Here is a 21,301-nt window from a genome sequence, read left to right as displayed (position 1 = left end):
TCGTCGTAGGCAGCGGGCATCATGTGTTCCGTGGCGAGCCCCTCCCCGAATCCCGCTCCGCACGCGCCGAGGCCGGTGGTGCTGGAGGCCGTGCTGGAACGGATCACCTACGCCAACGAGGACACCGGCTACACCGTCGCGCGGGTCGCCACCGGCAAGGGCGGCGGGTACGGCGACGACCTGCTGACCGTCGTCGGCGCGCTGCTCGGCGCGCAGGTGGGGGAGAGCCTGCGGCTGACCGGCCGGTGGCGCTCGCACCCCAAGTACGGCAAGCAGTTCGAGGCCGACTCCTATACCACCGTGCTGCCCGCCACCGTGCAGGGCCTGCGCCGCTACCTCGGCTCCGGGATGATCAAGGGGATCGGGCCGGTGATGGCCGACCGGATGGTGGAGCACTTCGGCGTCGATATCCTGCGGATCATCGAGGAGGAGCCGGGCCGGCTGGTGGAGGTGCGCGGCCTCGGCGCCAAGCGCACCAAGCGCATCGCCGAGGCGTGGGAGGAGCAGAAGGCCATCAAGGAGGTCATGGTCTTCCTGCAGGGCGTCGGCGTCTCCACCTCGCTCGCGGTGCGCGTCTACAAGCAGTACGGCGACGCCTCCATCGACACCGTCCGCCGCGAGCCCTACCGGCTGGCGAGCGAGGTGTGGGGGATCGGCTTCAAGACCGCCGACACGATCGCGCAGGCCGTCGGCATCCCGCACGACAGCCCCGAGCGGATCAAGGCGGGGCTGCAGTACACCCTGTCGGAGGGCGCCGACAACGGGCACTGCTTCCTGCCCGAGCCGAACCTGATCACCGCCGCCGAGAAGATCCTGGACGTGCCGCGCGCGCTGATCGGCCCGGCGCTGGACGACCTGGTCGCGCAGGAGGGCGTCGTCCGCGAGCGCATCCCCGGCGAGGGCGCGGACGCCGCGTCCATCCCCGCCGTCTACCTGCTGCCGTTCCACCGCGCCGAGCGCTCCCTGGCGCGGGGGCTGCGCGAGCTGCTGGAGGCCGGTCACGACCGGCTGAAGGCGTTCGCGGACGTCGACTGGGACCGGGCCCTCGGCTGGCTGCGGCGGCAGACCGGCGTGGAGCTCGCGCCTGAGCAGGAGGAGGCGGTCCGGCTCGCGCTGACCAGCAAGGTCGCGGTGCTGACCGGCGGCCCCGGCTGCGGCAAGAGCTTCACCGTCCGCTCCATCGTGGCGCTCGCCGCCGCCCGCAACGCCAAGATCGTGCTGGTGGCGCCGACCGGGCGGGCCGCCAAGCGGCTGGCCGAGCTGACCGGCCACGAGGCCGCCACCGTGCACCGGCTGCTCCAGCTGCAGCCCGGCGGCGACGCCCGCTACGACCAGGACGACCCGCTGGACGCCGACCTGGTCGTGGTCGACGAGAGCTCGATGGTCGACCTGATCCTGGCCAACAAGCTGGTCAAGGCGGTGCCGCGCGGCGCCCACCTGCTGCTGGTCGGCGACGTGGACCAGCTGCCCTCGGTCGGCGCCGGCGAGGTGCTGGCCGACCTGCTCGGCGCGGACGTCATCCCCCGGGTCCGGCTCACCCGGATCTTCCGGCAGGCGCAGGAGTCGGGCATCGTCGTCAACGCGCACCGCGTCAACGCCGGCGAGAACCCGCACACCCGCGGCTACCCCGACTTCTTCCTGTTCCCCTGCGAGGAGGCCGAGGAGGCCGCCGAGCTGACCGTCGACGTGGTCGCCAACCGCATCCCGCGCAGGTTCGGCCTGGACGCCCGCCGCGACGTGCAGGTCCTCACCCCGATGCACCGGGGCCCGGCCGGCGCGGGCGCGCTGAACAGCCGCCTCCAGGAGGTCCTCACCCCGCACGACGAGCGGGCGCCCGAACGCCGCTACGGCGGGCGGGTGTTCCGCGTCGGCGACAAGGTCACCCAGCTGCGCAACAACTACGACAAGGGCGAGGCGGGCGTCTTCAACGGCACCGTCGGCGTCGTCACCGCGGTGTCGCTGGAGGAGCACTCCCTGACGGTCCGCACCGACGAGGACGAGCTCGTCGACTACTCCTTCGACGAGCTCGACGAGCTGACCCACGCCTACGCCATCACCATCCACCGCAGCCAGGGCAGCGAGTACCCGGCGGTCGTCGTCCCGCTGACGACCAGCTCGTGGATGATGCTGCAGCGCAACCTGCTCTACACCGGCATCACCCGGGCCAAGAAGCTGGTGGTCCTGGTCGGGTCGCGCCGGGCGCTCGCCGCCGCCGTCCGCACGGCGGGCGCGGGCCGTCGCCACACGGCCCTCGCCCACCGGCTCAGCGAAGGCGGCTGAGCTCCCACGGGTCGTGCGCGGAGAACACCTCGACCGTGCCCTTGGCGACCAGCTCGCGCAGCTGGTCGACGTTGGCCAGCCGCAGCTCCCGGTCGGTCTCGGCGCCCTCCTGGATCAGGTTCATCAGGGGGTGCACGACGGGATCGGGGCGGTCCACCTCGCCGTGGTAGAAGTAGGTGTCGCCCGCGTGCAGCAGCGTGCGGTCCCCGGCGTGCACCGCGACCCCGATGTGGCCCGGCGTGTGCCCGCCCATCGGGACCAGCAGGATCTCCGGCGGCAGCCCCTCGAACGGGCGCACCCCGTGGAAGCCGTTCCACTCCTCGCCCGCGTCCTCGCTGTAGGTCCGCCAGCGCGGCCCGTGGGCGAGCTGCGCGGCGTGCGCGGCGGCCCCCGGGCCGGTCACCGCGTCGGCGTACTCGGCCTCGTGCAGGTGCACGGTCGCGTCCGGGAAGTCGGCGAGGCCGCCGATGTGGTCGTTGTGCAGGTGGGTCACCAGGATGTGGCGGACGTCGTCCGCCGCGTACCCGAGCGCCCGCACCTGGTGCAGCGCGGTCTCGGCGGGGTCCAGGACGGGGCCGGCGTAGGTGATCCAGTCCGCGCCGAGCCGCTCCTCGGGCCGGGCGATGTCGTGGGTGCCGATCCCGGTGTCGACCAGGACCAGCCCGGAGGCGCCGGTCTCGATCAGCAGGCAGTGGCAGACGGCGCGGGCCGGCCCGTACGGCCCGTCGACGGGCTCGATCAGGGAGAGCGAGCCGCAGTTCAGGTGGTGCACGCGCATCAGGACTCCTGGTGGGGGGAGAGGGCGGCGGCCTGGTCGCCGAGCCGCCGGGCGACGGTGCGGATGAGCGAGGCGTCCCGCCGCACCCGGGCGAGCATGATCGCTCCTTGCAGGGACGACAGCACCAGCACCGCGAGCGGCCCGGCCTCGCCGGCGGGCACGCCCCACCGGCGCAGCGCGCCCTCGATGCCGTCCAGCCAGGCGCCGTAGGCGCTGTCGCAGGCGCCGCGGATCTCCGCGCTCGCGCTGGAGGTCTCCAGCGCGACCGTGGCGAGCGGGCAGCCCTTGGTGTAGTCGGACTCCTCCAGCGAGCGCGCGAAGTGCTCGCCGAGCGCGGTGATCCCCTCGCGGGCGCCGGTCACGCCGGCCGCCGCGCGGGCCAGCTCGCCGGCCAGCTCGGCGCCCGACAGGCGCAGCGCGTCGGCGGCGAGCTGCTCCTTGCCGCCGGGGAAGTGGAAGTACAGCGACCCTTTTGGGGCGCCGCTCTCGGCGAGGACCTGGTTGAGGCCGGTGCCGTGGTAGCCCTGCCGCTGGAACAGGTCCGCCGCCGTGTGCAGGACGCGGTCGCGGGTCTCGCCGTGGGGTGCCATGACCGACACAGTAGACCGGTCTACCTAGTTTTGGGAAGCGGCTCCTCGAAAACGGGTGGAGATCAGCAGGAGGTGCGGCACTCGACCGCGGCGGCGAACGGGAAGGCGGGCCCCGGCGCGATGCCGGTCACGGCCCAAGGCCCGCCTTCGCCCAGGGTGCCGCCCGCGCTCAGCGGGAGGCGACGAGCGCGGTCACCGCGTCGGCGATCCGCGCGCGGATCGCCGGGTCGTGCACCAGCCCGTCCGGGCCGACGTCGCGGCGGGTGACCGGGATCCGCGCGCACGCCTTCTCGACGATGCCGGCGGAGGCGTAGCCGAGGACCTTGCGCAGCGAGGCGTGCGCGTCGCCGCCGCCCGTCGGCGCGGCGGGGGAGGCGACGTTGATCCAGGCGACGGGCCGCTCGTGCATCTCGCCGCCGCCGATCGTCCAGTCCAGCAGGTTCTTGAACGAGCCGGGCAGCGCCCCGGCGTACTCGGGGGTGCAGAACAGCAGCGCGTCCGCGGCGCCGATCGCCGCGCGCAGCGCCGCGACGGCCGGGTGCAGCGGGTCGCGGTCGTCGTCGGGGTTGAAGTGCGGCAGGTCGCCGAGCCCGGCGTACAGCTCGCCGGCCGCGCCGGGCGGCAGGACCTCCAGCGCGGTGCGCAGCGCGGCCTCGTTGGTCGAACCGGCCCGCAGGCTGCCGCAGATCATCAGGATGCGCGTCGTCATGATCAGCGACCCTAGCCGGGCGCGGCGCTCAGCGGCGGTGCGGGTGGTGGTGGGAGTGCGCGGTCTGGCGGGGGCGCCAGGGCACGATGCCGAGGTCGGCGGCCGCGGCGCTGCGCTCGGCGGCGTCGGCGGCGGTCTGCGCGGCCCGGCGCAGCCCCGTCCCGGCGATGTCCACCACCCGGGCGGGCCGGGCGGGCAGGTGCCGGGTCACGCCCCGGCGGCCGCGCCACTGCTCGCGCGCGTGCACCCGGTGCTCCACCCGCAGCTGCTCGATCAGCCGGTCCACCTGCATGAGGATCTCGCCGTACAGCGCCCACCGGGCGTCGCCCACGGCGGGGTCGCGCAGCAGCCGGGCCAGCCGGTCGCGGCTGCTGCGGGCGGCCCGGATGTGCTCGTCCAGCTGCCGTTCGGCGTGGCCGGGGTCGGCGTCCACGGCCAGGTCGGAGCGGGCGAGCAGGCCGTAGGCCGAGACGCTGGCGGCGATCTCCCCCATGGTCTCGGCGAGGCCGGCCCGGATCGGCTCCTCGTCCAGCGGGCGGGGCCCGCCCTCGGGCTCCAGGTGCGCGGCGTCGGCGAGGGCCCGGGTGAGGCCGCGCAGCGACAGGGTGAAGTGCTCCATCGTCTCCACGCCGTTGCGCAGCGCCGCGCCGGCGTCCACCAGGCGCCGGGCTCGCGGGTTCAGCCGGACGCTGTGCTCGGCGGCGGCGAGCGCGTGGTCGGTCCGGCCGATCTCGCCGAACAGGGTCGTGGCGGTGCGCTCCCAGTTGTCGGCCGTCGCGGGGGTGAAGTCCGCCGGCAGCTCGCGGCCGACGGTCCGGATGAGCGAGGACAGCTTGTCGGCCAGGTTCTGCAGCGCGTCGGCGGCCGGCCGGATCCGCACCGCGGGCAGCAGGATGCTCGCGGCGAGCCCGGTGCCCGCGCCGATGAGGGTCTCCACCACCCGCTCGGTGGCGGCGCTCTCGTTGGCCGCGCCCAGCGCGAAGATCAGCATCGCGCTGATCGGCACCTCCAGCATCTGGTCGCCGACCGGCAGCAGGTGCCCGACGACCAGCGCCGCCAGGATCGTCAGGCCGAGGCTCCACCAGGAGAACCCGACGGTGCCGGCGAACAGCACCGCCAGCAGCACCCCCGAGGTCACCGCCGCCACCCGCCAGAAGCCCGAGCGGATCGTCTCGTAGAAGGAGACCTGGACCACCAGCAGCGCGGTCAGCGGCGCCAGCAGCGGCGCCGGGACGCCCTTCGGCAGGATCCACAGCGCCAGCAGATAGGCGGCCATCGAGGTGAACGTGAGGCGGGTGACGCGGGCGACGTTCGTCTGCGTCTCGCTCGTCACCTCCACCGGCATCCGGTCGGTGGGAGCGGAACGTGCAGGACGGACAGGACGGAAGAAAACGGTGCGCATAAATCCCGTGGGTCGGCTTCGCAGCGGACGGATTGTCAGGTCGTAACGGTCAACGCGTAACGGTCGAGCCGTCACAACGGACGGTGCCCAAAGAGATCGGGGGGCACACGGATACCAAAGCCATCGGGGAGGCGGATAATCCCCAGCGGACGGCAAAGGACGGTAAAGAGGTTCAGGTCACATTCGGCGCCGGGCGCGGAACGCCGCGACGTTGGTGCGGTTCGCACAGCTCTCTGAGCAGAACCGCCGCCGACCGGCCCTGGAGGTGTCGGCGTAGACGCGCGCACAGCCTTGCGCGGCGCACACGCCCGTGCGGCCGAGGCCGTGCTCGCACACCAGGGCCGCCAACCACATCAGTGTACTCGCCCGGAACCGGGCGAGCAGGCCCGCCGAGGGCGGGGCGTAGTGCAGGTGCAGCCCATGCCCGTCGTGCACGGACAGATGCGGGTTCATGGGGATGCGCAGCAACAGCTCGTTGAGCAGCGCGACGGCGTCGGCGAGTTCGGCCGCCTCGAAGAACGGCCGCAGCGTACGCGCCCAGTCCCGGTAGAGGCCGGCCTCCTCGGGGGTGAACTCCCGCCAGGCGAAGCCGTGCTCGCGCAGGAGCGCGCGCAGCGCCTCGTCGCCGTCGTCGCCCGTGACGGTGACGGCGTTCACCAGCGCCACGGCGGCGGCCACACCTTGGCTGCGGTACCCGGTGGTCGGCACGCGGCCCTCCCTTCGGTAAGGAGGATCCTATCTTCACCCCTTACGCGGAAGCGATCAGTGCCGGTACCGGGTCGCCGCGACGATCTCCTCGTCGGTGGCACCGGCGAACAGGGCGATCTCGCCGCGCCGCACCGCCGCCACGGTGTCGATCACCGCCTCGCCGAGCGCGGCGCGCAGCACCGGGTCGCCCTCGAACGCCCGCACCGCCTCCTCCAGCGAGGACGGCAGCCGCGCCGGCCGCCCGGCCTCGGCGGCCAGGGCCGGGTCGCCGGCCACCGGAGCGGGCAGCGTCCGCCCCTCCGTGATGCCCGCGGAGCCCGCCGCGAGCAGCCCGGCGAGCGCGAAGCAGGGGTTGGCGGTCGCGTCGAAGCACTTGACCTCCAGGTTCGCCGCCTGCGCCGACGACCCGGCCGGGCCGGTGATGAAGCGCAGCGCCGCCTCCCGGTTCTCCGGGCCCCAGCACGCGTACGCGCCCGCCCAGTGCGAGGGGACCAGCCGCAGGTAACTGGCCACCGACGGCGCGCCGAGGGCGAGCAGCGCGGGCAGCCGCTCCAGGATCCCGGCGGCGAACGCCTCCCCCGTCCCGGTCATCCCGGCCGCCGCCGCGCCGCCCGCCATCAGGTTGCGGCCGTCCCGCCACAGGCTGAGGTGGACGTGCCCGCCGTTGCCGACCGCCCCGGCGGCCACCTTCGGCGAGAACGACGCCCGCAGGCCGTGGGCCTGCGACACCGCGCGGATCGTCTCGCGGACCAGGACGGTGGTGTCGGCGGCGCCGACGGGCTCCTCGGCCGCGACCGACACCTCGTACTGCCCGGCCGCGTACTCGGGGTGGATCTGCTCCACCGCCACGCCGCTCGCCGCGAGCGCCTCCAGCAGATCGCTGAGGTATCCGGCCTGCTCGGTGAGCCGCGCCATGCCGTAGGCCGGGCCGTGGCAGGCGGGGACGAACTCGTCGGGGCCGCCCTGGGAGATCGTCCACTCCACCTCGAACGCGGCCCGCACCGTCAGGCCCTCGTCGGCGAGGCGGCCGGCCGCGCGGCGCAGCACGGTGCGGCCGTCCACCGGGTGCGCGGTGCCGTCCTGGGCGTAGCGGGCGGCGGGCGCCCAGGCCCAGCCGGGCAGCGCGGACAACGGCGTCAGCCGGTCCAGCACCGGGTGCAGCCGCAGGTCGCCGACGACGCCGCCGGTGAAGCGGGCCGGCACGATCGAGTCGTCGAGCAGGAAGGTGTCGAAGCACGGCGACGCGCCGACGCCCCAGGCCGCCGCGTGCTCCAGCCGGGCCACCGGGACGGCCTTGCTCCGGGTGATCCCGCTGGTGTCCACGAAGGTCAGCGCGACCCCGCGCACGTCCCCGGCGGTCAGTTCCACCGCCAGCTCGGCGGCCTTTTCGGCCTGCTGTGCACGTTCCCGGTCGTCCATGCGGCGGCTCCCCGTGGCTGACGGCTCTCGCCTGCAATCGTAGGAAGCCTGAGGTGTCCGCGCTGGGAAAGGAGAGGCCCGTGTTGGACCGTTTGGAGGCGATGCCGCTCATCGACCACCACTGCCACGGTGTGCTGCCCCGCGACCTGGAACGCGCCGAATTCGAGAGGTATCTGACCGAGGCCGCCACTGTGACACCCCTCGGCGGCAGCATGTTCGACACTCAGGCGGGGTTCGCGCTGCGCCGCTGGTGCGCGCCCGTCCTGGACCTGGAGCCGCACGCCGCGCCGGACGACTACCTGGCGCGCCGCACCGAGCTCGGCGCGGCCGAGGTCAACCGCCGCTTCCTGGCCGCCGCCGGGCTCGCCGCGCTCTGCGTGGACACCGGCTACATCCCTGAGCCGCTGCTGGAACCTGCCGAACTCGGCCGGCTCGCGGACGCGCCCGCCTACGAGATCGTCCGGCTGGAGCAGGCCGCCCGGACCGCCGTCGGTGCCAAGTCCATCGCCGCCTACCGGGCCGGGCTGGAGCTGGCGGGGGAGCGGCCAGGTGAAGCCGAGATCACCGCCGCCGCCGGGCGGCTGCTGCGCGCGGACGGCCCGCCGCGCGTGTGCGACGAGGTGCTGCACCGGTTCCTGATCTGGTGCGCCGCCGACCTCGGCCTGCCGGTGCAGTTCCACGTCGGCTACGGCGACGCCGACACCGACCTGCGGCGCGGCGACCCGCTGCTGCTGACCGGCCTGCTGCGGGCCCTCGCCCCGACCGGCACGCCGGTGCTGCTGCTGCACAACTACCCGTTCCACCGCAACGCGGGCTACCTCGCCCAGGTCTTCCCGAACGTGTTCGTCGACGCCGGGCTCGCCACCCACAACCTCGGGCAGCGCGCGCCTGCGCTGATCGCCGAACTGCTGGAGCTCGCCCCCTTCGGCAAGGTGCTGTACTCCTCCGACGCGTTCGGGCTGGCCGAGTTCTTCCACCTGGGCGCGCTGCTGTTCCGGCGCGGCCTCGCCCGCCTCCTGGCCGAGGGCGTCGCCGAGGGCGCCTGGGCCGAGCGCGACGCCGTCCGCGTCGCCGGAATGATCACCGCGGGGAACGCCCGCCGGATCTACCGGCTACGCTCATAATGATCATTTCTCGGGGCAGGGAGCGGGGCATGACCGAACGGCTCGTGGTCATCGGCGGCGACGCCGCCGGGATGAGCGCCGCCTCGCAGGCCAGGCGGCTGCGCGGCCCGGACGACCTGGCGATCACCGCGTTCGAGCGCGGCCACTTCACCTCCTACTCGGCCTGCGGCATCCCCTACTACGTCGGCGGCGTCGTCACGGACGCCGAGGAACTGATCGCCCGCTCCCCGGACGAGCACCGCGCCCGCGGCATCGACGTGCGGCTCCGCCACGAGGCCGTGGAGATCGACACCGGGCGCGGCCGCGTCCGGGTGCGCGACCTGGACGCCGGCACCGAGCGCTGGGAGGGCTACGACCGGCTCGTCGTCGCGACCGGCTCGGTGCCCACCCGCCCGAAGCTGCCCGGCGCCGACGCCGCCGGGGTGCACGGCGTGCAGATCCTGGACGACGGCATCGCCATCCGCCGCGTCGTCGAGCAGGACCGGCCCGCCCGCGTCGTGGTCGTCGGCGGCGGCTACATCGGCCTGGAGATGGCCGAGGCGATGGTGCAGCAGGGCCTGCGGGTGAGCCTCGTCGACGCCGCCGAGCAGCCCATGCGCACCCTGGACGCCGACATGGGCGCGATCGTCGCGGACGCGCTGCGCGGCATCGGCGTGGACCTGTACCTCGGCGAGCGCATCGAGGGCTTCGACACCTCCGGCGGCCGGGTGACGGCGGTCCGCACCGCCGAGCGCACCCTTCCGGCCGACCTGGTCGTCCTCGGCCTCGGCGTCCGCCCCAACGTGGAGATGGCCCGCGCGGCGGGCATCGGGATCGGCGCGTCCGGCGGCATCGTCACCGACCGGCGGATGCGCACCGGCACCGAGGGCGTATGGGCCGCCGGGGACTGCGTGCAGACCCGGCACCTGATCTCCGGCGAGCCGGTCGCGATCGCGCTCGGCACCCACGCCAACAAGCAGGGCCGCGTCGCCGGGATCGACATCGGCGGCGGCTACGCCACCTTCCCCGGCGTCGTCGGCACCGCCATCTCCAAGCTCTGCAAGATGGAGGTGGCGCGCACCGGCCTGAACGAGCGCGAGGCCGCGGCCGCCGGGTTCGCCTCCCTGTCCGCCGTGGTCGAGTCCACCACCCGGGCCGGCTACCACCCCGGCGCCACCACGATGAAGACCAAACTGGTCGTCGAGCGGCGCACCGGGCGGCTGCTCGGCGCGCAGATCGTCGGCGAGGAGGGCGCCGCCAAGCGCATCGACGGCCTCGCCATCGCGCTGTGGAACCGGATGACGGTGGAGGAGATGACCGGCCTGGACCTGGCCTACGCGCCGCCGTTCTCGCCGGTCTGGGACCCGGTGCTGATCGCCGCCCGCAAGGCCGCCGAACTGGTCGAACGGGACATGCGCTCCTGATCGTTTTGTCGGCGTTCTGCCCTACGGTGGTGCGCCATGGACGAACCCTCCTCTCTGGTACTCCCTAAGGCATGGCAGCGGCGGCTGCACCCCCGGCGCGGCGGCCTGGCGCTCGGTCTCCCCGCCCCGGACGCCATAGCCGCCGCCGGCGCGCAGGAGATGGCCGCCGAGGTACGGGAACTGGAGGAGGCGCACCGCCCGCTGATCGAGAAGATCATCGCCGGTGGGACGCACGACCGGGTCATCGCGGACGGCGTTCGGGCCCATCTGGACGGCGCGGACGATCCGGTGGGCGCCGCGGCCGTCGCACTGATCATCCAGGCCCTGTCGGAGGAGCCCCGGCATGACCGGCTCGACCGGTTTCCCTGCGCCTGGGCGCTCACCCGCGGCCTGGCCTTCGCCGCCTGCGCGGCGGTGGAGCTGAACGAGATCCAGGTGGGCTGGGACAGGTGGTGCGACGACCCCTTCGAGCGTGCGTGGACGCTCGGCCGTCCCGGCGCCGGGGAGCACATCGATCATTGGTGGTCGCTGCGAGAGGACGTCCTCGTGCTGCGCGCCGCCCTGGCCGTCGCGGACGAGGCCGGGTACCGGCAGGTCGTGGACCGCCTCGCCGGGCACCGGGTCTCGCCGCTGCGGCGTGCGGCGGTGTCCTATCTGGTGCCCGGCCGGCCGGACTGGCTGGAGGAGTGCATCGCCGAAGAATGCGGCGGGTTCCGCCCGAATTCGGTGAACTGGATGCTGTGGTGCTCGGTGTCCACCGCCGGCCAGGCGGACCGGCTCTGGGGCTGGGCCCCCTGGAGCTGGAGCGAGCGGGAGATCGATGTGCTCGCCACGATGCTGGAAGGGCTCGGCGCGGACACCGCGCCTTTCATCACGCGCACCATGGACGGGAAGTACGTGCGCGCCGAGGAACGCAAGCGGTTCGCCAAGGCGCTCTCCTTCCTGCACACCGACGAGGCTTTCCGGGCTCTGCTGGAGCGCGGCGGGAACAAGGACGTCCGGGCGGCGCTGACGGCGGCGGTGAAGGAGCAGCCGCAGCGGGCCGCCCGGCTGCTGCCCGAGGCCGCAGCAGGAAAGGGCGAGGCCGCGGTCATCGCCGCCACACTGCTGGCCGATCTCGCTGTGGCCGAGCCGCCGGAGCACGACGTGCCGCCGACGGTCGAGCTGCCCGGGCTCCTGGTCTCTCCGCCCTGGACACGGCCACGCAAGGGCAAGCCCGTCGTCCTCCCCGACCTCACCGCGCCTGCCGGACACCGGATCGTGTGGGGGGCGGGGGAGCGCGAGGAATGGGCGGCGACGCTCTCTCATTACTGGCGGCGGAGCGGACCCGACACCGACTGGGAGCTGATGCTCCGCAACAACAGCAGCGAACGCGGCTACGGGTACGAACCGGTTCTGCTGGCCGAGGGGCCGGAGGAGCTCATCCGGCCGCTTCTCCCGAGCTGGCGCATCTCTTTCCGCTGGGGCGCCGAGGGCTGGACGAGGGCGGTCGTCGCCCGGTTCGAGCTGGATGTCCGCGCCACCGTCCTGGACCTGTGCACGGCCAAGCCGGACACCGGCGGTCTCCTGCTGCCGTATCTGGACGCCGAGGTCGCCGCGCTCATGGCCGACTGGCTCGTCCGCCTGAAGTCGGCCCGGCGGTTCGCGGAGGAATGGCTCACCCGGCACGGCGCGGACGCCGTCCCGCTGCTGGTCCCCGCCGCGCTCGGCAAGGCGGGCAAGGAACGCCGCGCCGCCGAGGCCGCCCTCCAGCACATCGCCGCCACGGCCGGCGCGGACGCCGTGACCGAGGCGGCCCGCGCATACGGCGACGAGGCCGCGGATGCGATCGCGACTCTGCTGGCCACCGACCCCCTCGACGTCCTGCCCGCCCGCATCCCCAAGGCGCCCGACTGGGCCGACGCCCGCCGCCTGCCGCGCCTGGTGCTGCGCGAGGGCGGCGAGGCCCTGCCCGCCGCCGCTGCAGCGCACGTCGTCACCATGCTGGCGATGCCCGGCCCCTATGCGGGCGTGGACGTCGTCCGTGAGCTGTGCACGCCCGGCTCGCTCGCCGAGTTCGGGTGGGCGCTGTTCGAGCGGTGGCGGGCGCAGGGCATGCCCGCCAAAGACGGCTGGGCGCTCACCCAGCTCGGCCTGACCGGCGACGACGAGACCGTCCGCCGCCTCACCCCGATCATCCGCGCCTGGCCGGGCGAGGGCGGCCACACCAAGGCCGTCGCCGGACTGGACGTGCTCGCCGCCATCGGCACCGGCATCGCCCTGCTGCACCTGCACGGCATCGCCCAGAGGCTGAAGTTCAAGGCGCTGAAGACCCGCGCCCAGGAGAAGATCGAGGAGGTCGCCGAAGGGCTCGGCCTCACCCCCGACCAGCTCGCCGACCGGCTCGTCCCCGACTTCGACCTGGACGGCCTGGTCCTGGACTACGGCCCCCGCCGCTTCACGGTCGGGTTCGACGAGCAGCTCAAGCCCTATGTGCTGGACGCGTCGGGCAAGCGCCTGAAGGCGCTGCCGAAGCCCGGCGCCAAGGACGACCCCGAGCTCGCCCCCGCCGCCCACCAGCGGTTCGCCGCGTTGAAGAAGGACGTGCGGACGGTGGCGGCCGACCAGGTCCGCCGGCTGGAGGCGGCGATGGTCCGCCGCCGCCGGTGGAGCGCGGCGGAGTTCCATGACCTGTTCGCCGCCCATCCCTTGCTCCGCCATCCGGTGGCGCGGCTGGTGTGGATCACCGACGGCGGCGCCGCGTTCCGGGTCGCCGAGGACGGCACCCTCGCCGACGTGCACGACGACGCCTGCACCCTCCCCGAAGGCGCCGAGGTCGGCATCGCGCACCCGCTCGACCTGGACGTGGCCGCCTGGGGCGAGGTGTTCGCCGACTACGAGATCGTCCAGCCGTTCCCGCAGCTCGGCCGCGCCGTGCACGCCCTCACCGGGGACGAGCGCGCCGCCGCCCGGCTGGCCCGGTTCGAGGGGATCACCGTGCCGACCGGCAAGGTCCTCGGCCTGGAGCGGCTCGGCTGGGAGCGCGGCGCGCCACAGGACGGCGGGGTCCAGGGCTGGATCTCCCGCCGCGTCTCGGACGACCGCTATGTCGTGGTCTCCCTGGAACCGGGGATCATCGCCGGATACGCCGACGAGTGGAACGAACAGCTCCTGGAGGAGATCCGGATCAGCCCCAGTGACGATCCCTACGGCCCGGCCGAGGAGGAGGGGGCCCGTTTCGGCGACCTGGACCCGGTGACGGCCTCGGAGATCCTCGCCGAATTGACCGGCGTGACGGACTGAGTACCCCCGATCGGAATCGAACCGACACCAGAAACCCTTTTAAGGGGTTTGCCTCTACCTATTGGGCTACGGGGGCTAAACGATCGTATCGACCGTCCCTGTCCGGCACCCCGGGTGCGGGGAAGGTGACATTGATCACCAGCCCGCCGCCCGGCCGGGGCCGGGCGGTGACGTCGGCGTCGTGGGCGTCGGCGACCGCCCGCACGATCGACAGCCCGATGCCGAGTCCGCCTCCGCTCGTACGGTCGGCGCCGAGTCGCTCGAACGGTTCGAACAACCGGTCCACGTCGTCCGCGGGCACCGGCGGGCCACTGTTGGCCACGGTGAGGAAGCCGCGGCCGTCCCGGGTGCCGGTGGCGACCTCCAGGTGGCCGTCCGGCGCGTTGTGCCGCAGCGCGTTGTCCACCAGGTTGACGACGAGGCGTTCGGCGAGGTGCGCGTCGCCCGCCGCGTCCGCCGGGGCGAGCGAGGCGCGCACCCGCAGGCCGAGCCGCGCGGCCTCGGCCCGCCGGGCGGCCAGGACCTCCCCGGCGAGGCCGGCCAGGTCGAACGGCTCGCGGCGGCCGAGGCCCGACTGCCCGCGGGCGAGGACGAGCAGCGCCGCGATCAGCCGTTCCTGCTGGGCGCCCGCCGCGAGCACCCGCTCGTGGGCGGCGCGCAGCGACTCCACCGTCGCCCCCGGGTCGGCGAGCGCGACCTGCGCGAGGGTGCGCTGGCGGGCGAGCGGGGTGCGCAGCTCGTGCGAGGCGTTGGCGATGAACCGCCGCTGCGCCTGGAAGGACGCCTCCAGCCGGGCCAGCAGCCGGTCGAAGGTGTCGCCGAGCTCCTTCAGCTCGTCGTCGGGGCCCGCCAGGGCGAGCCGCTCGTGCAGGTCGGCCGCCGAGATGCCGCGGGCGGCGGCGGTGATGGTGCGCAGCCGGTGCAGCACCCGGCCGGCCACGACCCAGCCGAGCACGATCGAGATCACCGTCATGATCGCCAGCGCGAACCCCGACTGGACCAGCAGCTGGTGCAGCTGCTCCGCGCGCTGGCGGTCGGCCTGCCGCCGGAACAGCCGGCTCTGCGCGTCGGCCTGCTCGCGGGTGAGGACGGTGGTCCGCTGCTCGAGGCCCTCGCCGTCCAGCACCTTGCTGGAGCGGCTCGGCTGCTCGCCGCCCGCCTTGTCCGCGCCGGTCGTGGTGCTGTAGGCGTGGTTCTGGTCCTGGTAGGTGTAGGTGCCGCTCGTCGCGTGGCTGACCAGGGCGTAGGTGATGGCGAGCAGGCCGGTGCCGCAGGCCAGGAACAGCGCGCCGTACAGCAGCGTGAGGCGGAACCGGACGGTGCGCTGCGGCAGGCGCGGGAGTCTGTTGGCCATGGGGCTCAGATCCGGTAGCCGGACTTGGCGACGGTCTCGATGACCGGCGGATCGCCGAGCTTGGCCCGCAGCCGGCTGACGGTGACCTTCACCGCCTGGGTGAAGGGGTCGGTGGCCTCGTCCCACACCCGCTCCAGCAGCTCCTCGGCCGGCACCGTGCGCCCCGCGGCGGCGAGCAGCAGCTCCAGCACCCCGAACTCCTTCGGCGCCAGCTCCAGCCGCCGCGTGCCGCGCAGCGCCCGCCGGCGCGCGGTGTCGACGACGAGGTCGCCGTGCCGCAGCACCGGCGGCACCGCCGGGTGGGCGCGGCGGGCGAGCGCGCCGATCCGGGCGGTCAGCACCGGGAAGTCGAACGGCTTCGGCAGGTAGTCGTCGGCACCGATGCCGAGCCCGTCCACCAGGTCCTCGGTGGTCGCGGCGGCGGTCAGCATCAGCACCCGGCCCCGGCACCGCGCGGCGACCAGGCGGGCGCAGACCTCGTCGCCGTGCAGCCCCGGCAGGTCCCGGTCCAAGACGATCACGTCGTAGTCGTTGACCAGCGCCCGCTCCAGGCCGGACGCGCCGTCGAACGCCACGTCCACGGCCATCCACGTGCGGCGGAGGCCGACGGCGACCGCCTGGGCCAGCTCCACGTCGTCTTCGATCACGAGCACCCGCACTGGCGCTTCCTCCCGGTCGATCCGGCCGGGCGGCCTGCCCGCCCACGCCCATGGTGCCCCGGCGGGGGTTTCGGCGTGGTTTCGCCGCCGGCGCGGGCGGAGCGATACCGCGCCGAAACCGGGCGGTCCGTAGAAACGGTCAGCACAAGGCGAACCCACGATGGACGGAGCAAGACATGAACGTCACCACAGGCCCGCTGGGCCGCCTGGCCGTGGCGCTGACGGCCGTCACCCTGCTGGCGGGAGCCTGCGGCGGGGACGGCGCGAAGAAGGGCGTGGCCAACGTCGGGCCGTCCGGCGACGCGCCGGCGTCGCAGAACGCGCACCTGCCGAAGAACCAGGCCGAGGTGCGCAACGCCGCGCTCGCCTACGCCAAGTGCATGCGCGAGAAGGGCGTCACCGCGTTCCCCGACCCCGACGCCAACGGCGGCCTCACCGTCGACGGCAAGGCCGTGCACCAGGACTCACCGCAGTTCAAGGCCGCCGACCAGGCGTGCAAGAGCCTGATGCCGGCGGTGTCCTCGGGGCAGCAGGGCAGCGCCAAGGACCGCGCCGACGGCGTGAAGTACACCCAGTGCATGCGCACGCACGGCGTGCCGAAGTTCCCGGACCCCAACGCCGAGGGCGGCATCGACATCGACGGCGACAAGCTCGGCGTGGACCCGGCGGGCCCGGTGTTCAAGGCCGCCGACAAGGAGTGCCAGAAGGTCATGGGCGGCGGCAAGCCCGTCAAGAGCGGCCCGCCCCAGCAGAGCGGCGGCTGATCACGCCATGAGAAGAGAGCGACACATGGAGATCGGTTCCCGCCATAGGCCGTTTCCTGCGGATGGTGGTGCGGTGTGAACGCCCTCCCCGCGCCGCTGCAGAGCGGTACCGGCGAGGCCGGTGGCCCGGGCGGCCCGCGCCGCGGCCGCCGCCGCCGGGCCGCGCTCATCGTCGGGACGGTCATGGTGATCGGCGGTGCCACCGGTTACGCCTTACTGGACGACGAGGCGCCGGCGAGCCCCGGCGGCGCCGCGCAGACCGGCCTGGCGACGGTCACCCAGGGCCGGCTGTCGGCCCGCACCTCGGTCAGCGGCACCCTCGGCTACCGGGGCGGCTACAAGGTCGTCAACCAGGCCGCCGGGATGTACACCAGGCTGCCGAAGGCCGGGGAGATCATCGCCCAGGGCGCGGTGCTGTACCGCGTCGACGGCAGGCCCGTCATCTTCCTGCGAGGCTCCGCCACCCCGCTCTACCGCGATCTCAGGCTCGGCATGGAGGGCGCCGACGTGCGGCAGCTGAACGCCGCCCTGGTCGACATGGGCTACGGCGGCGACAGCGGCCTGAACCCCCGCTCCTCCTACTTCAGCTGGGCGACCCGGGAGGCCCTGAAGAAACTCCAGGACGATCTGGACATCAAGGAGAACGGCGTGCTCGCCAAGGACCAGGCGGTGTTCCTGCCCGACGACAAGATCCGCGTCACCAGCGTCGGCGTCACCGCCGGCGCGCCCGCCGCCGCCGGGAACACGGTGCTGGAGGCCGGTTCCCGGACCCGGCAGGTGAACGTGGCGCTCGACGCGTCCCTGCAGTCCCAGGTGAAGGCGGGCGACAAGGTGACGATCACCCTGCCGAACCTGAAGACCGTGCCGGGCACCGTCTCCTCGGTCGGCACCGTCGCCAAGAAGAACTCCAGCGGCGGCGCCACCGTCGACGCCGCCATCACCCCCGCCGGCCGGAAGGCGGCCGGCGCCCTGGACCAGGCGCCGGTCCAGGTGTCCATCGTCACCGAGAGCGTCGACGACGCGCTCGCGGTGCCGGTGAACGCGCTGCTCGCGCTGCTGAACGGCGGCTACGGCCTGGAGGTCGCCGACGGGAGCGGCGCCCGCCGCCTCGTGCCGGTGACGCTCGGGCTGTTCGACGACACCGCCGGCACCGTCCAGGTCACCGGGCCCGGCGTGTCCGCGGGCCTGCGCGTCGTGGTGCCGGCCTCATGAGCGGCACGGACCCGGTCCTGCAGCTCGACGCGGTCGGCCGGCGCTACCCCGGCGCGGAGCCGGTGGTGGCGCTCGACGACGTCAGCTTCACCGTCGAGCGGGGCGAGCTCGTCGCGATCGCCGGGCCGTCCGGCTCGGGAAAGTCCACGCTGCTGCACGTCATGGGCACGCTGGACCGGCCGACCTCCGGCGTGGTCCGCGTCGCCGGCACCGACGCCGCGCGGATGGGCGACCGGGAGCTGGCCGCGCTGCGCGCCACCGAGATCGGCTTCGTGTTCCAGCAGTTCTTCCTCGCCGACCACACCAGCGCGCTGGAGAACGTCGCCGACGGGCTGCTGTACGCCGGGGTGCCGCGCGCCCGCCGCCGCGCGCTGGCCGCCGAGGCGCTGGAGCGCGTCGGCCTGGCGCACCGCGCGCGGTTCCTGCCCTCCAGGCTGTCGGGCGGCGAGCGGCAGCGCGTCGCGATCGCCCGCGCCCTGGTCGGCCGGCCCGCGATCGTGCTGGCCGACGAGCCGACCGGCAACCTCGACAGCGTCAACAGCGCCGCGATCGTCGAGCTGATCCGGGAGCTGAACGCCGGCGGCGCGACCATCGTCGTCATCACCCACGACAAGGAGCTGGCGGCCCGGCTGCCGCGGCGCATCGAGGTCCTGGACGGCCGCGTCGTCGCCGACGTCCGCCGGCCCGGCGAAAGGCACGAGCCATGACGACCACCTTCACCCCGCGCCGCCTGCAGCCGGGCGACCTGGCGCGGACCGCGAGCGTCGGGCTGCGCACCCGGCGGATGCGCGCCGCCCTGTCGGCCCTCGGCATCGCCATCGGGGTGGCGTCCATCGTCGCGGTGCTCGGCCTGTCGGCGTCGTCCCAGGCCGGGCTGCTCGCCCAGATCGACAGGCTCGGCACCAACCTGCTCACGGTCAGCACCGGGCAGGACATGACGGGCAAGGACGTGGCGCTGCCGAAGACCGCGCCCGGGATGATCTCCCGGATCGGGCCGGTGCAGCAGGTGGAGAGCGTCGCCGCGCTGAAGGCCAAGGTGTACCGCACCCCGCTCATCCCGGCCGTCAACACCAACGCCCTCAGCGTCCGCGCCGCCACCCTGAAGCTGCCCGAGGTGGTGCGCACCTCGGTGGCGCGGGGCCGCTACCTCAACGCCGCGACCGCCACTCAGCCGGTCGCCGTGCTCGGCGCGGGCGCCGCCCAGCGCCTCGGCTTCGACCGCGTCTTCGCCGGGCAGCGGATCTGGCTCGGCGGGCGGTGGTTCTACGTCGCCGGCATCCTCGGCCCCGCCACGCTCGCCCCCGAGATCGACTCCTCGGTGCTGGTCGGGTTCCCCGCCGCGCAGAGGTACCTCGGCTTCGACGGCAACCCGACCACGATCTACGTGCGGTCGCAGACCGACCAGGTCGACGACGTGCACGCGGTGCTCGCCGCGACCGCCAACCCGCGCAACCCCGGGCAGGTGGCGGTGAGCAACCCCTCCGCGGCGCTGGTCGCCCGCGCCGCCGCCGAGTCGGCGCTGAACGGGCTGTTCCTCGGCCTCGGCGCGGTCGCGCTGCTGGTCGGCGGCGTCGGCGTCGCCAACACCATGATCATCTCGGTGCTGGAGCGGCGCTCGGAGATCGGGCTGCGCCGCGCGCTCGGCGCCACCCGGGGCCACATCCGGGTGCAGTTCCTGGCCGAGGCGGTCCTGCTCGCCGGGCTCGGCGGCGCGGCCGGCGTCGCCTGCGGCGCGCTCGCCACGGTCGGCTACGACGCGCTCAAGGGCTGGGAGGTGGTCATCCCGCCCGAGGCGTGGGCGGGCGGCGCCGGCTCGGCCCTGGCGATCGGCGGGATCGCCGGGCTGCTGCCCGCGCTGCGCGCCGCCCGCATGCAGCCGACCGAGGCGCTGCGCACCGTGTGAGCGGACCTGGGTGAGCGTCAGTCCACCGCGCCGAGGGTGATGCCCTCGACGATGTGGCGCTGCGCGGCCACCGCGACCAGCAGCACCGGGACGACCGTGATGAGCGACGCCGCCATGATCAGGTTGTACTGCGCGGCCTGCGTCATCTGCGCCTGGAACACCGACAGGCCCTGCGACACCACCTGCATGCTCGTGGTGTCGGTGACGATGAGGGGATACAGGAAGTTGTTCCAGTTCTGCAGGAACAAGATGATGCCGAGCGCCGCGACGGCGGGCCGGGCGAGCGGCGCGTACACCCGCCAGAAGATGCGCCACTCGCCCGCGCCGTCGATGCGGGCGGCCTCGCCGAGCTGGCGCGGGGTGCCGAGGAAGAACTGCCGGAACAGGAACGTGCCGAGGCCCGAGGCGATGTTCGGCACGATCAGCCCTTGGTAGGTGTTCAGCCAGTGCAGGTCGCCGAGCAGCTGCGCGAGCGGCACGATGATCGCGGTGAACGGCACCATCAGGCCGCTGAGGGCGAGCACGAACAGCACCCGGCGGCCGGGGAAGTCGAACATCGCGAACGCGTACCCGGCGAGCAGCCCGCTCGCCAGCTGCCCGATCGTCGCGGCGGCCGCGAACAGCACGGTGTTGCCGAACCAGCGGGTGAACGGCGCCTGCCGCCAGGCGTCCGGGACGTTGCGCCAGTGCACCTCGGTGGGCCAGAGCGGCGCGGACGGGTCGACGATCTGCCCGTTGGACTTCACCGCCGTCGCCGCCAGCCACACCAGCGGGAACGCCACGATCAGCACCGCGAGGCCGAGCAGCGCGTACACCGCCGCGCGCCGGGCGAGCAGCCTAGGCATGACGCTCCCTCCGCCCGAGCATGACGATCTGCAGCAGCGTGACGGCGAGCGACAGCAGGAACAGCACCATCCCCATCGCGTCGGCGCGGCCGGTGTCGAACTTGCGGAACCCCTGGTCGTAGACGTAGTACAGCGCCGTCTGCGTCGCGCCCGACGGGCCGCCGGAGGTCAGCACGTAGATCTGGGTGAAGGTCTGCAGCCCGGTCAGCGTGGTGACCACCAGGATCAGCAGCGTGTTGCGGCGCAGCATCGGCCACTGCACGTGCCGGAACCGGGCCCAGGCGCCCGCGCCGTCCACCGCGGCCGCCTCGACGACGTCGACCGGCAGCGCCTTCAGCGCCGCCAGGTACAAGATCACGTTCTGCCCGAAGAACTGCCAGGTGCCGAACAGCACCACCATCGCCAGCGCCGGGCCCGGCGCCGACAGGAAGTCGGCCTCGGGCAGCCCCGCCGCCGACAGCAGCCGGTTGACCAGCCCGAACCGGGGCGCGAACAGGTTGCCCCAGATCAGCGCGGTCGCCACCGCCGGCACCACCAGCGGGACGATGAACGGCGCCCGCAGCCGCCGCACGCCCGGCGTGCGGCTGTTCAGCAGCAGCGCCACCGTGATCCCGGCCAGCATCGTCAGCACGACGAACCCGGTCGTGTAGACGGCGGTGACGCGCAGCGCGTGACCGCCGCCCTCGGCGAGCATCTCCCGGTAGTTGCGCAGGCCCACGAACCGCAGCGAGTTCCCGAAGACCCCGCCGTGCTGCAGGCTGCGGTAGCCGAGCATGCCGAGGGGGACCAGCGAGAACGCCACGGTGAGCCCGACCGTGGGCGCGACGAACAGGTAGGGCAGCGCCGAGGTGCGGCGGCGGGAGCGCATC

At 74.0% G+C, this 21,301-nt stretch carries 18 protein-coding genes and 1 tRNA gene; 8 read left to right on the top strand and 11 right to left on the bottom strand.

What is annotated here, in order from left to right; translation table 11 throughout:
* The first annotated feature begins 30 nt into the window (after positions 1 to 30).
* On the top strand, positions 31 to 2,280 hold the full coding sequence (recD2, locus tag ACRB68_RS37315) for an SF1B family DNA helicase RecD2 (RefSeq protein ID WP_328595271.1): 2,250 nt from the start codon (positions 31 to 33) through the stop codon (positions 2,278 to 2,280).
* Here recD2 and ACRB68_RS37310 read toward each other — a convergent pair.
* From ACRB68_RS37310 to ACRB68_RS37285, 6 genes are all read right to left on the bottom strand, one after another.
* Positions 2,264 to 3,058, bottom strand: a complete 795-nt coding sequence (locus ACRB68_RS37310; protein WP_153541231.1) for an MBL fold metallo-hydrolase — start codon at positions 3,056 to 3,058, stop codon at positions 2,264 to 2,266. The two genes, recD2 and ACRB68_RS37310, sit on opposite strands and share 17 nt — an antisense overlap.
* Positions 3,058 to 3,648, bottom strand: a complete 591-nt coding sequence (locus tag ACRB68_RS37305) for a TetR/AcrR family transcriptional regulator (protein ID WP_153541229.1) — start codon at positions 3,646 to 3,648, stop codon at positions 3,058 to 3,060. Before ACRB68_RS37305 ends, ACRB68_RS37310 begins: the two co-directional genes overlap by 1 nt.
* A gap of 169 nt (positions 3,649 to 3,817) precedes the next feature.
* A complete protein-coding gene (locus ACRB68_RS37300; protein ID WP_153541227.1) occupies positions 3,818 to 4,357 on the bottom strand; it encodes an NADPH-dependent FMN reductase in 540 nt (179 codons plus the stop codon).
* Between the two features lie 28 nt (positions 4,358 to 4,385).
* Positions 4,386 to 5,690, bottom strand: coding sequence for an FUSC family protein (locus ACRB68_RS37295; RefSeq protein WP_328595270.1), 1,305 nt, complete (start codon positions 5,688 to 5,690; stop codon positions 4,386 to 4,388).
* Positions 5,691 to 5,936: 246 nt separating this feature from the next.
* On the bottom strand, positions 5,937 to 6,467 hold the full coding sequence (locus ACRB68_RS41820; protein WP_328595269.1) for a CGNR zinc finger domain-containing protein: 531 nt from the start codon (positions 6,465 to 6,467) through the stop codon (positions 5,937 to 5,939).
* A 54-nt stretch (positions 6,468 to 6,521) separates the two neighbouring features.
* Positions 6,522 to 7,886: a glutamine synthetase family protein gene (locus ACRB68_RS37285; RefSeq protein WP_153541223.1), complete on the bottom strand. Its 1,365-nt coding sequence runs from the start codon at positions 7,884 to 7,886 to the stop codon at positions 6,522 to 6,524.
* Between the two features lie 80 nt (positions 7,887 to 7,966).
* Between ACRB68_RS37285 and ACRB68_RS37280 the strand changes: the two genes are divergently transcribed.
* The 3 genes from ACRB68_RS37280 to ACRB68_RS37270 are packed head-to-tail and all read left to right on the top strand — an operon-like array spanning position 7,967 to position 13,695.
* Positions 7,967 to 9,010 (top strand): amidohydrolase family protein, encoded by a 1,044-nt coding sequence (locus tag ACRB68_RS37280; protein ID WP_328595268.1) that lies wholly within the window; start codon positions 7,967 to 7,969, stop codon positions 9,008 to 9,010.
* Positions 9,011 to 9,039: 29 nt separating this feature from the next.
* Positions 9,040 to 10,413: an FAD-dependent oxidoreductase gene (locus ACRB68_RS37275; RefSeq protein ID WP_153541221.1), complete on the top strand. Its 1,374-nt coding sequence runs from the start codon at positions 9,040 to 9,042 to the stop codon at positions 10,411 to 10,413.
* A gap of 36 nt (positions 10,414 to 10,449) precedes the next feature.
* On the top strand, positions 10,450 to 13,695 hold the full coding sequence (locus tag ACRB68_RS37270) for a DUF4132 domain-containing protein (RefSeq protein WP_153541219.1): 3,246 nt from the start codon (positions 10,450 to 10,452) through the stop codon (positions 13,693 to 13,695).
* A gap of 1 nt (position 13,696) precedes the next feature.
* Here the strand turns inward: ACRB68_RS37270 and ACRB68_RS37265 are convergent.
* The 3 genes from ACRB68_RS37265 to ACRB68_RS37255 form a co-directional block, all read right to left on the bottom strand.
* A tRNA-Leu gene (locus ACRB68_RS37265) sits at positions 13,697 to 13,771 on the bottom strand.
* A complete protein-coding gene (locus ACRB68_RS37260; protein WP_153541217.1) occupies positions 13,754 to 15,049 on the bottom strand; it encodes a sensor histidine kinase in 1,296 nt (431 codons plus the stop codon). Before ACRB68_RS37260 ends, ACRB68_RS37265 begins: the two co-directional genes overlap by 18 nt.
* A 5-nt stretch (positions 15,050 to 15,054) precedes the next feature.
* A complete protein-coding gene (locus tag ACRB68_RS37255) occupies positions 15,055 to 15,708 on the bottom strand; it encodes a response regulator transcription factor (RefSeq protein ID WP_328595267.1) in 654 nt (217 codons plus the stop codon).
* Positions 15,709 to 15,884: 176 nt separating this feature from the next.
* Here ACRB68_RS37255 and ACRB68_RS37250 point away from each other — a divergent pair, with 176 nt between their 5' ends.
* The 4 genes from ACRB68_RS37250 to ACRB68_RS37235 all read left to right on the top strand — a co-directional run bounded on the left by ACRB68_RS37250 (position 15,885) and on the right by ACRB68_RS37235 (position 19,587).
* Positions 15,885 to 16,472, top strand: a complete 588-nt coding sequence (locus ACRB68_RS37250) for a hypothetical protein (RefSeq protein ID WP_153541215.1) — start codon at positions 15,885 to 15,887, stop codon at positions 16,470 to 16,472.
* A 75-nt stretch (positions 16,473 to 16,547) separates the two neighbouring features.
* Entirely contained in the window at positions 16,548 to 17,684 is a 1,137-nt protein-coding gene (locus tag ACRB68_RS37245) for a peptidoglycan-binding protein (protein WP_153541213.1), read from the top strand.
* Positions 17,681 to 18,391, top strand: coding sequence for an ABC transporter ATP-binding protein (locus tag ACRB68_RS37240; RefSeq protein WP_153541211.1), 711 nt, complete (start codon positions 17,681 to 17,683; stop codon positions 18,389 to 18,391). Before ACRB68_RS37245 ends, ACRB68_RS37240 begins: the two co-directional genes overlap by 4 nt.
* The gene (locus ACRB68_RS37235) at positions 18,388 to 19,587 is read left to right on the top strand and encodes an ABC transporter permease (protein WP_153541209.1); all 1,200 of its coding nucleotides are present in this window, start codon (positions 18,388 to 18,390) and stop codon (positions 19,585 to 19,587) included. The genes ACRB68_RS37240 and ACRB68_RS37235 overlap by 4 nt, the downstream gene beginning before the upstream one ends.
* A 17-nt stretch (positions 19,588 to 19,604) precedes the next feature.
* Here ACRB68_RS37235 and ACRB68_RS37230 read toward each other — a convergent pair whose 3' ends face one another.
* On the bottom strand, positions 19,605 to 20,432 hold the full coding sequence (locus ACRB68_RS37230; protein WP_153541207.1) for a carbohydrate ABC transporter permease: 828 nt from the start codon (positions 20,430 to 20,432) through the stop codon (positions 19,605 to 19,607).
* Entirely contained in the window at positions 20,425 to 21,300 is an 876-nt protein-coding gene (locus ACRB68_RS37225) for a carbohydrate ABC transporter permease (RefSeq protein WP_153541205.1), read from the bottom strand. Before ACRB68_RS37225 ends, ACRB68_RS37230 begins: the two co-directional genes overlap by 8 nt.
* Between the last annotated feature and the right edge of the window lies 1 nt (position 21,301).

It is taken from the genome of Actinomadura macrotermitis, assembly GCF_009604375.1.
GTDB lineage: Bacteria > Actinomycetota > Actinomycetes > Streptosporangiales > Streptosporangiaceae > Spirillospora > Spirillospora macrotermitis.
The sequence above is the reverse complement of the archived record's forward strand: the minus strand, read 5'-3'. Positions and strand labels throughout refer to the sequence as shown.